The organism is Paucilactobacillus nenjiangensis (assembly GCF_005405445.1).
GTDB lineage: Bacteria > Bacillota > Bacilli > Lactobacillales > Lactobacillaceae > Paucilactobacillus > Paucilactobacillus nenjiangensis.
In genome coordinates this window covers 1-11,013 of the sequence record NZ_BJEB01000069.1, presented here as the reverse complement: position 1 = coordinate 11,013, position 11,013 = coordinate 1, and the positions used below count along the sequence as shown (strand labels likewise).

At 38.1% G+C, this 11,013-nt stretch carries 11 protein-coding genes; 7 read left to right on the top strand and 4 right to left on the bottom strand.

What is annotated here, in order from left to right; translation table 11 throughout:
- Positions 1-9: 9 nt before the first annotated feature.
- Together FFM59_RS10295 and FFM59_RS10290 are read left to right on the top strand one after the other, a co-directional pair.
- Entirely contained in the window at positions 10-396 is a 387-nt protein-coding gene (locus tag FFM59_RS10295; protein ID WP_137602686.1) for a transposase, read from the top strand.
- Positions 397-404: 8 nt separating this feature from the next.
- Positions 405-785: a transposase gene (locus tag FFM59_RS10290; RefSeq protein WP_137602685.1), complete on the top strand. Its 381-nt coding sequence runs from the start codon at positions 405-407 to the stop codon at positions 783-785.
- A gap of 232 nt (positions 786-1,017) precedes the next feature.
- Here the strand turns inward: FFM59_RS10290 and FFM59_RS08870 are convergent, their stop codons facing one another.
- From FFM59_RS08870 to FFM59_RS08855, 4 genes are all read right to left on the bottom strand, one after another.
- A complete protein-coding gene (locus tag FFM59_RS08870; RefSeq protein ID WP_137602684.1) occupies positions 1,018-2,376 on the bottom strand; it encodes an MFS transporter in 1,359 nt (452 codons plus the stop codon).
- A gap of 136 nt (positions 2,377-2,512) precedes the next feature.
- A complete protein-coding gene (locus FFM59_RS08865; RefSeq protein WP_137602683.1) occupies positions 2,513-3,223 on the bottom strand; it encodes a LytR/AlgR family response regulator transcription factor in 711 nt (236 codons plus the stop codon).
- Positions 3,224-3,228: 5 nt separating this feature from the next.
- Complete coding sequence (locus tag FFM59_RS08860; protein WP_137602682.1) at positions 3,229-4,971, bottom strand: sensor histidine kinase; 1,743 nt, start codon at positions 4,969-4,971, stop codon at positions 3,229-3,231.
- Positions 4,972-5,030: 59 nt separating this feature from the next.
- Positions 5,031-5,666 carry an LVIS_2131 family protein gene (locus FFM59_RS08855; protein ID WP_307722428.1) on the bottom strand — a complete coding sequence of 212 codons (636 nt, stop codon included), beginning with the start codon at positions 5,664-5,666 and terminating at the stop codon, positions 5,031-5,033.
- A gap of 194 nt (positions 5,667-5,860) precedes the next feature.
- Here FFM59_RS08855 and FFM59_RS08850 point away from each other — a divergent pair, with 194 nt between their 5' ends.
- The 5 genes from FFM59_RS08850 to FFM59_RS08830 all read left to right on the top strand — a co-directional run bounded on the left by FFM59_RS08850 (position 5,861) and on the right by FFM59_RS08830 (position 10,922).
- Positions 5,861-6,052, top strand: a complete 192-nt coding sequence (locus FFM59_RS08850) for an LBP_cg2779 family protein (protein WP_137602681.1) — start codon at positions 5,861-5,863, stop codon at positions 6,050-6,052.
- A 514-nt stretch (positions 6,053-6,566) separates the two neighbouring features.
- Positions 6,567-7,292 (top strand): sulfite exporter TauE/SafE family protein, encoded by a 726-nt coding sequence (locus FFM59_RS08845; protein WP_174795651.1) that lies wholly within the window; start codon positions 6,567-6,569, stop codon positions 7,290-7,292.
- 123 nt (positions 7,293-7,415) lie between these two features.
- Entirely contained in the window at positions 7,416-7,838 is a 423-nt protein-coding gene (locus FFM59_RS08840) for a MarR family winged helix-turn-helix transcriptional regulator (RefSeq protein ID WP_137602679.1), read from the top strand.
- Between the two features lie 21 nt (positions 7,839-7,859).
- Positions 7,860-8,354: a GNAT family N-acetyltransferase gene (locus FFM59_RS08835; RefSeq protein ID WP_137602678.1), complete on the top strand. Its 495-nt coding sequence runs from the start codon at positions 7,860-7,862 to the stop codon at positions 8,352-8,354.
- Between the two features lie 369 nt (positions 8,355-8,723).
- Positions 8,724-10,922: a LysM peptidoglycan-binding domain-containing protein gene (locus FFM59_RS08830; protein ID WP_174795650.1), complete on the top strand. Its 2,199-nt coding sequence runs from the start codon at positions 8,724-8,726 to the stop codon at positions 10,920-10,922.
- Positions 10,923-11,013: the final 91 nt, after the last annotated feature.

The window sequence follows — 11,013 nt, the reverse complement described above, 5'->3', positions numbered from 1 at the left end:
CCATAAAATATGAATATTAATGAAAATACTGATTTAATAGGATTTATCGTGTGGCTAATTTGTTCTTGCAATTTGGGTAATAAATCAATTAGACAATATTTATCACAATTCTCATTAAAAAACCGACAAAAAGTAGAAATTGTTGTTATGGACATGAATGCTGGGTACCAAGCACCCATACGTGAACTATTTCCTAACGCTATTATTGTAGTCGATCGATTTCATATTGTTCAATTAGCTATGAAAGCTGTTCAATCTGAAAGAATCAAAATACAACGGGAACTCAGCGACAAGAATCATAATCGCGTTTACAAATTATTAAAATCAAACTGGAAATTTTTCTTAAAAGCCGAACGTAACATCGATACTTCAATCCAAAGTGGTTTCGTGGTGTAAATGAATATATGTATCCTCAAGATGCATTACAACTAGTTTTGAAAGACTTTCCGAACTTTAAAACAGTGTATGATGTTTATCAAAGTGTTTTAGACGCTCGATTTAATCATACTTTCACGCCATTAGAACTACTAATTAATAATTATAAAAATAACAAAACTGAAATGGATACTGTAATTAAAACATATAAAAAGTATATCAAGGGAATTAAAGCAGCATTCGAAAATAATGCGTCTAACGGCCGATTAGAGGGCACAAATAGAAGAATCAAACAAATTGGTAGAACTGCCTACGGCTATGCCAATTCAATGAATTACTTTTATAGAATTAGGATTCAGTTGCATAACAAGTTTGTTTTAAAACAGCAGTTTTTAACTTTTAAAGTATGAAAAAAGTGCAATACCAATCATCAATTGAGATTGATATTACACTTGTATTCATGAGCTTTTCATCAGCGATTATTGTTTTTCACGCTATTTGACAAAGAGCCAAAAAATAAAGATCCTGCTAAATCAGCTATTAAGGCTGACTTGGCAGGATATTCGTACTTTAGGTGAGAAAAAAGGAATTGAATTCCATTTTAATTCTTTTGAAACTATGAGTAGTTGAGTTAATTATAAATTACTTTTTAATTGGTTTTTTAATAAATGCAAAAATCACTAATGAAATAACTACCATAATCAGAAGTACCCAGTAAGTTAAAGTGAAGTTTTGGGTTAAAACAGCCCCGTTGGATAGCGTAACCTTCTTTGGATCCAGTGGATTACCAGAAGCCATTAAGAAGCCAATGATAATGGCACCGATTCCAAATCCTTGATAAATCATTGAATAATTTCGTGACGTATTTTTTAATCCAAAGTAATCGGAGACATAAGTTGGAAATACCGTAATATTACCACCAAAGCAGAAGGCCATTGCGATAACAACAATGTACATCATCGCCATGCTCATTGAGCCGGGTTTCGTCATCAACAAAGCAATCAGCGAAAGCAATTGAATGATATAAGTGATGAAGAACACGGTTTTTCGTCCGGTAATATCGGATAACCAGCCCATGAAGAATCGGCCAATGGTATTAGCAAGTGCCACAATCGCTACAAAAGTTGCAGCGGTACTTGTACCACCCCAAACGGCAACTTCATTCGGAGCTTGTGTCCAAGCAGCTGCCATATTGGTAACAGCGGCACCCAAGAGTCCCATAAACATAACAGCGGTTGTTAGGCAGAAGAACATCATATAAGCTTGAGATGTGTGTAACATTTCAGACGTTGTAAAGTTCGTTTTGTCGACTTCCGCAGGCTTATTAGCATCATTTGATGGAATAGCCATATTATCTGGTGCATCCTTTAAGAAGAAGGATCCAACGACTGCCAAAATCAATGCCAGAATTCCCCACCAAAGAAGAACTCTGCCAATGTTGTCGGCGGTAATCGCACCATTACCACCAGCAATAGCCATGTCGATATATTTAAAAATAAATGAGCCAAGGCCATAACTGGCAACACTGATTCCTGAAATTAATCCCTTTTTCTCTGGGAACCACTTGATTGCGTTAGTGAGTGTTGTTAAATAAAGCACACCGTTCATTGCACCAAGTAAAACACCACCAAACAGCCATAACATCCAAATTGACGAGCCTTTACCAATCGTCATTAAACCTAAAATGGATAGGCCATAAATAACGGATGCACAAAGGCTAACCACTTTAATGCCATACTTCTTAGCAAGTGGAATTCCAGCCAACGTTGCTAGTGACAAGCAGAGCATGCCAAGCGTAAAGGTAAAACTAACAGAGCCCGCAGGGAGCCCTCCGACAATCTTTTTCACCCCATCAACAACCTGAACAACACCGCCGGATTTCATCATAAATCCATTGTTAAAAATTGACCAAGCGTAGAATGATCCGGCAGATACTTGAATAAGGATCGTTCCGAAAATGATTAACCAACGGTTAGTTGTTCCTTTACTACTATTTTCCATAATATTTCCCTTCTTTCATTTACATTACATATTATATAAAAAAAGAGCTGAAAATGGCGCTTTCAGCTCTAGAATGACAATTATTCGGTTTAAAATGCCCTGACATGAATTTAGAATGCCTTGATTGTGTTTCTTTTCACATGCCTAATGCTTGTTTCATTTCTGTAACAAACGATCGGCTAACTGGAATCTTGCTGCCATCGGTCATCGTGAGTTCGTAGGTGTGGTTAAAGCTTGGCTCAACAGAAGCCACTTTATTGAGATTCACTAAATAACTTCGATGGACCTGTAAAAATTGTTTGGAATCCAAGTTCTCTGAGAATTTAATGAGAGTTTGCTTAGTCTTGAACAATCTTTGACTAGTATTGATAATAAAGTCGCCCTTTTCGACATATGCAGAAATTATGTCGCTTTTAAGGATAACAGACGTTTTTTCATCTTCCGTAATGGAAACTCGCGGATTGGTAGTTTGAGGGTTTTCTGGTGCCACTTCAATCTCACTAATTTTATCAATCGCCTGATTGACCCGTTCTTGTTCGAAGGGCTTTAATATATAATCAACCGCACTTGCGTTAAATGCATCGAGTGCATATTGATCATAGGCGGTTGCAAACACGATTTTAGGGGCATTCTTTTTTGTTTTTAAATCATCCGCCAAATCAAAGCCATTTTCTTCACCTAGTTGGATATCTAAAAATAATAAATCAATTTTGAATTTGCTGATTACCCGAAATGCAGCGTCGATTGTATCAGCTTCATACACCGCTGATACTTTAGGATTGTCTTTGACCAGAAACTCTAACTCTTCACGGGCTAAAGACTCATCATCTACAATTAATATATTCATTAAACCTAATCCCCCTCCTTGAGTGGAATCCAAGTGGTAACACTTGTACCCGTTGCTGTTGAATCAAATTGTAAGGAACTTAATTTGCCGTATAGTCCGACTAACCGTTGATTCAAGTTTTGTAGAGCTGTGCCACTTCCATGTGATGATTCAACTGCGTCTACCCCCAATGATGGTAGTTTATCAGGATCAATCCCACTACCATTATCAGTGACTTGAATTTTCAATTTATCGTTCTCAGGTTCGATTAAAATCTCAACTAAATTACCTTGTTTTCGATTTGAGAATGCGTGCTTAACGGCATTTTCAACTAAAACTTGAATCGTAAACGGCGGTAATTTAACCGTACGTGGTGCCAATATTTTTTGGTGAACTTCAAACTTATCTGGAAAACGAGTTTGTTCCAATGAAAGATACGCTTGAACGTGTCGTTGCTCTTGCTCCAGCGTAATTTCAGTCTCTCGCACACCCATTAAGTTAGCTCTAAAGTAGGTGCTTAGTTGCAATAACAGACTACGTGCTTGTTCGCTATCCTTACGCATCATTGCCGAAATTGTATTAATGGCATTAAAGAAAAAGTGCGGATTAATTTGAGCTTGTAATGATTTAATTTCAGCATCCTTAACTAATTTAGATTGAGTTTCAGCGGCTCCCAAAGCTAACTGACTTGAAAAAATCGATCCCAGTCCGACTGCCAACTGTTCCTCAACAGTGGTCATCATTTGCGCATCCGTATAATACATTTTCAAAGTTCCTACGACTGCATCATTGATCCAAAGCGGTATAATAACTGCCGCTTCAAGCGGACAATCTGGGTGTGAACAACCTATCTCTTTTTTACTGTATGCTATTTCCAATCCCCCATTGCGAATTGCTCTCATGGAAAGTTTGGTAATCATCCGTTCTCCAGCCAAATGATGATCACTTCCTGCACCAACATGGGCCAAAATACGATTTGTGGTCGTTAAGCTAATCGCAGCAAAGTTTGTATAATCCTTAATGATATTGGCCACTTTTTGTGCCGATGCTGGATTTAATCCCGCCCTAAAATACGGCAATGTTTTGTCCGCCAATTCCAGGACGGCATGAGTCTGGATGGCTCGAGCCTCTTGTTCTTGATTTAAAGAAGTTTGGATAATGGATAAGAAAATGTAAGTTCCCACCGAATTTACCATAATCATTGGAACCGCGATGAACTTAACTAGTTCCAAACCCGTTGGACTAAAGAACGAAATAAACATCATTTGAATCACTTCCATAAAGAAACCCACAAAGATCCCTTGTGAGGGAGTAATGATATCAATGTGTCCGCGTGACATGGTGCTTTTAAAGAGAAATCCTGATGAAAAACCAATGATTGAAGAACTAATAATATAAAACCAGCCAGTCAATCCACCTTGCATAACACGATGAATACCAGCAATTATACCTACGACCGTACCTACCTCAGGTCCACCAATGATTCCGGCTACTGTAATTGCCAAAATACGTGTATTGGCAATCGAATAAGTTTCAGGTAGGTTTGTCAAAATTGCTGATGAAATGACATTATTATTGGAATCGATTTTGACACCAGTTAAATTAGAAATAATTGCAAACAACGCAAAAATGACAATTAATTGGACTTTAGCCGACCAATCTTTGCGTTCATACAACAGCTTCCGAAACGGTCGCACATTGACCAAAACAAACGCAAGGATAATCACAATCCCCACACGTTCTAATAGTAATAATGATAAATTAAGCATTCACTGTGCCCCTATTGATAAAAACAGAGCTGCGACAATTGTCACGGACCCTGTTAAAGTTATTTAGATGTTTCTGAAAGAATGAAATCAGCTGACGGAACTCTGAGCAATGTATAATATCCGGCAACGTGACCGCTACGAACACCTAGTCCATTTAAGAAAGTCTTCTTATACTTGATGGTCATCTCTGCGCTAAACGCATGGCCCGTCTTAGTATCGTACTCGTTCACTTGTTTTTTATTCCAAGGATAAACCGAAGCGTCCATATTGATCGCATCCGATCCTCGTGATACCGTCCCATTTCGGCTACTAATAGTCGTCTTACTTCCATTAGTTAAATAAGTATACGACACAATTGGCTGTTTACCATTTTCACTTTTTTGTGCCGTAACATAATAATAACCCGTTTTAACTTGATTCAATTCAAGCTGACGGTACTTGGTTGAAATATCTACATCCGTCTTATTAGTCATATCGACTGGTCTAAAGAAGCTGAGCCAAGACATCGTGCCAATAAAGGCAATCGACACGACCAGGAGCCCAACGTATGTTGCAAACAACTTTTTGTCAAAAGATTTTTGAGTACTAATAATTAACATCAACTGCTTAACTCGAATAAAGTGAATTACCCAAATCAAAAAAATGATAGCAACTATCCATAATAAAATGCCGACCCAATTCCAACCTATGAACATATTCATTTCCCCTATCTCGTATATTCTTCTTATATTATGCCATAGACTGGCTATAAAATCTTGCGTCGCCCTTCCACAAAGTGAAATTTAATAATTTTATTTCACATTTTCCTTTTCACTTGTTTATTTTTTGTTAAAAGCGATACAATGAACTTTATAAGGTAACTATCAATTAGTGGGAGAGTGAGTAAATCATGAGTAATGAATTAAACGATTTTGCAGAACAAATTATCCAATTCGAAAAGAAGAAGCATCTTGCCGATAATGACGTCGCATTTGGTACCCAACTTTCAGTAGAACGGATCCATAACATCAAAGCTATGGCTACAAAACCTACTAATGATGAAATCAATGCCCTCACAAAATTTATGAGAAGTCATAAGTAGAGTGCTGACCAAAGCGCTCAGCTTCGGAGCATTTAACGATGAAGAATGTGAAGCGATTGTTCTTTAATCGATTACATTCTTCAAGTTAAGTGACGAAGTTGCTTTGGGAAGCGCGTTTCAAAAGTAGAGTGCTGAAACCATCGGTTAATTCGTGAGCTTCTAACGAAAGCGAATTAAAATTCGTGGTTTACGAATTTAATTAGTTAAGTTAGGTGAGCGAATTGATGGTTGAAGCATGATTCAAAGTAGAGTGCTGACCAAAGCGCTCAGCTTCGGAGCATTTAACGATGAAGAATGTGAAGCGATTGTTTTTTAATCGATTGCATTCTTCAAATTAAGTGACGAAGTTGCTTTGGGAAGCCAATTTGGAATTAAAGTACTTCATACAATTAAATATCAAATGCATATACCTTAAAATAGTTCGTGGCCACCAAAGACACTGAACTATTTTTTAAATTATTAAATCATTCAAGGAGTTGGGTATCTATTGCTATCAATTATTTACATAATCTTCATGAGCTTATTAGCTGGAATTCTCAGCGGAATCGTGGGCATGGCATCACTCACACTTTATCCAGTCCTCTTATCACTAGGTATTCCACCAATCACTGCAAACGCAACAATTACCGTTGCTAATTCAATTGGTGGATTTGGCTCGGTCGTTTCATCAATCAAGGAACTTAATGGTCATTGGAAGCAAGCAATTCAAATCGCCCTGATCATTACAGCTGGTGGCGTTTGTGGTGCCTTAATTCTGATTCATAGTTCTAACGCCAGTTTTCAAAAATTTGTGCCAATCTTTATTTTAATGGCCGGAATAATGATTTTAGTTCCTAATAAGAAGACAAAAACAAATAAACCAAAACCGAAAAGCAAATTTGTGTCGACAATTAGTTGGGTTGGCGTTCTCGGTGTAGGGATGTATAGCGGTTATTTCGGTGCCGGTGCCGGTTTATTGATGATTGGCGTCTTATCCAAAGTCGTTCATGAAAGATATGCCGTCTATAATGCCTTTCGCAACTTTGCTGCAGCAATTAATAATGCGACTGCCGCTGTCATGTTTATCTTCATGTTAAGCATCGATTGGGCAGTTGTCTTACCACTCATGTTCGGGCTGTTCGTCGGTAACTATATTGGCCCCATCATCGTTCGTTTTATTCCTTCTAAGGTAATTAAATTAGTCGTTGGCTGTTTTGCACTTATTTTATCCGCATACCTAGCCTACCAAGCTTATTTCTAAACAATCTATTTTTTTACCAAGCAACTGACATATCAGCTGGCTTTTTTTGTAGCTAAAAGCTATATATTTTTGTTGACAAAAGCTACAAAAAGATTAAAATAAATTGCATTGAAGGAGGCAGATATGGATAAAACTCAATTAGCACAAATTCGCCAGTTCAATCGAGACTATGTACTAATCCTCGGCATTCTGAATAATAGTATGAAAAACTTGGATTTTTCATTAACTGAAGGTCGAGTGTTATTTGAAATTCACGATGGACAAACTGTGATTGCTAATAAACTGGCCATCAAAATCGGTTTAGATCGGGGCTATTTAAACCGGATTATTAAAAAATTAGAGCAACTAAACTTGGTGTCTAAAGAGACATCCCCCAAAGATAATAGAGTTAAAATTCTCCACACCACTGTTTTAGGGCAACAAGCAATTGACAAAATTAACCTCGAAAACGATAACTTTACCGCTGAAGTATTTTCCAAATTTAACAACCAAGAATTGAAGCAAATCATTAAGAGTATGGAATTAATATCCGCACGACTTTTATAATTTAAGGAGATTTTACATATAATGAGTATTTCATTTAGCTTTGCCACTATTAAAGATTTACCAGAAATAGTTCGGATTTATAATCAAACGATTCCAACTCGTCAATCGACTGCTGACTTAGAACCCGTCACAGTATCCGACCGCGAAGAATGGTTTAAAAGTCATAACCAACACCATCGACCACTCTGGTTAATTAAGTCCGACAATCAGGTTGTTGGTTGGATTAGCTTAGCAGATTTTTATGGCCGTATTGCATACGATCACACAGTAGAAATTAGTATTTATATTGATGAAAACTTCAGAGGGCATCATCTCGGAGTTAAAGCGCTCGAATTCGTAGAGTCAAACGTTAAAAATTTTAGTATTGAGACAATCCTCGCCTACATCTTTGGCCATAACGCCCCTAGCCAAGGATTATTCAAAAAGTTTAGCTATGTTCAATGGGCCCATCTACCAGAGGTTGCAGAAATGGATGGCGTTAAACGTGATTTAGACATTCTCGGTAAAAAATATTAAAGAAATCTCATAAATCATCATAATTTAAGTCGCCAATTTTAAAAATTTTGGTGATTTTTTTATTACATTTTGACGATTTTGTATGACCTGAAAACAACTTTCTGAGCCTTAAAAATATACCTTTTGTGAGTAAAGCCCAGTGTCATAACCTTTCAAAAATAACAAAATTACACTTTCCGTCACATTTTATTAGGTTTTTCTAATACGCTTGTACCATACAAATAGTTGACACATCAGCATACTGCATGATACATTTAGTTCACTGATAACCTTAAGAAATCCTTAACTATTTTTAGTCTTCCTTAGGCTATTCCGAAATCTGGTAATTTAGGGGTTTCCATCAATTGATTAAAAAGGGAGAGGTAAATAATGAAATCCGAAAATGAACAAAATTTACATTATAAGATGTATAAACAAGGACGTAAATGGGTCTTTGCCGGTATAGCAGCTTTGTCAGTCGGCTTGGGGGCTACTGGCGTTGCCGCACATGCAGACACAACGACTACACCATCTAAGAATGGGACAGAAACTTCATCAGCAACGTCGGATGATGATGCCAACGCTGATAGTAACGTCGCAGTTTTAAGCGCAACTACAGCTTCTGATAGTGATGCAATTGCTAGTGCTGCTGCCGAATCAAGTGCTGCATTAGAAAGTGCAGCTGCCGCTATTTCAGATGTCGCTTCAGCTACTTCTGAAACCGCCAGTGAAGCTACAATTACTGCTTCTTCTGCAACCACTGACAGTTCTGCTACTGAAATTACAGCTTCTAGCGCCGTTGACGCAGCAACAACTACTTCAAGTGCTGTAGAATCTTCTGCTACTGCATCAACTACACCTGTTAGTTCTGCTTCAGCTACTTCTGAAGCCGCTTCTAGTGCCACAGATACAACCAGCGAAGCAGCATCTAGTGCTACAACGACGAGCGCAGCTGCTAGTTCCGCTAAAGCTACTCCAGTTGTTGTTACCGAAGACGCTAGTGTGATTGCAGCTGCTAAAGCCGCTGCTCAACAAGTATATGAAGAAACTGGCGAACCTCAAACGTTAGCCTTTGCTGCTGCAGCTGTAACGGCTGCACAACCTACATTTAGTACAACTGCTCGTTTACAAGCATTTATTGAAAGCGTTGAAGACGGTGCGATTGCTGGCTGGACTGAATATGGTGTTCTTCCTTCTATCACAGTTGCGCAAGCCATTTTGGAAAGTGGTTGGGGTCAATCTGGACTATCAACCCAAGCACATAACCTTTTCGGAATTAAAGGATCATATAACGGTAATTCAGTTAATTATCCTACTCAAGAATACGTCAACGGTTCATACATCAGTATTTATGACCAATTCCGCGCATATTCTAACAACGCTGAAAGTGTTGAAGATCATGGTGCTTTCTTAGCCGAAAACTCACGCTACAACAATTTATTAGGCGACAAGAGTTACACTTCAGTCGCTTATAAGCTTCAATCAGACGGTTATGCTACTGCCCCAACTTATGCTTCATCATTGATTAAACTAGTTGAAATGTATAACCTTACTCAACTTGATACTATCGCCTTTGCCGGTGCATCTATCAACGGGTATACCTCATCTAATTCATCAAGTACTAATGCTTCTGCTAATACATCTTCAACTAATACTGGCGCAAGTAGTAATGGCAGTTCAGATTATTACACAGTTAAGAGTGGCGATACCCTTTCTGGAATTGCCGTTAACCATAACACGACTACATCAACTTTAACTTCAATGAACAACTTAAGTAATCCAAACTTAATTTATGTTGGTCAATCATTGTTAGTGCCATCGACTTCAACAAGTACTGGTTCAAGTTCATCAACGACTACTAGTTCAAATACTTCGGCTGTTACTTACACCGTTCAAAGTGGTGATACCTTGTCTGCTATTGCATCAGATAACGGGACATCAGTTGCTAGCTTAGTATCATTGAATAGTATTTCAAACGCTAACCTGATTCACGTTGGTGACGTGCTCACAGTGAAGGCTGCTTCAAACACTGCGACAACTTCAAACACTACAACCACAGCCACAACTTCAAGTGACAGTTCATACACAGTTCAAAGTGGTGACACTCTCTCAGCTATTGCTGCTAAGTATGGTTTGAGTGTAGCAACCCTTGCTTCATTAAATGGAATTACTAATACTAACTTCATCCTAGTTGGTCAAGTGCTTAAGTTAGGCACAGTTTCAGCAAATGTTACTACAGCTGCTTCAACGACTAAGACCACAAGTAGTAATAATGGTGGTTCATATTCTGTTCAAAGTGGTGATACCCTTTCAGCTATCGCAGCTGCTAATGGCACCACAGTTGCAGCCTTAGCTGCACTAAACGGCATTACCAATACTAACTTGATTCACGTTGGTCAAAGTATTAAATTAAATGGTAACTCTACCGCATCTAGTTCAAACAGCAACTCTGGTAACTACACTGTTTCAAGTGGTGATTCACTATATGCAATTGCCCAAGCAAACGGGCTCAGTTGGTCAGAATTAGCTTCTAAAAATGGAATCTCAAGTCCATATATCATTCATCCAGGACAATCTTTAGTATTCTAAACTTGCCTAGTATGCGGTTCTTTGTCAAGAAGTACTGATGACCTAGAATTTCACAATCATTAACATCAAGCTGCTAGTTTCTCCGTTGTCG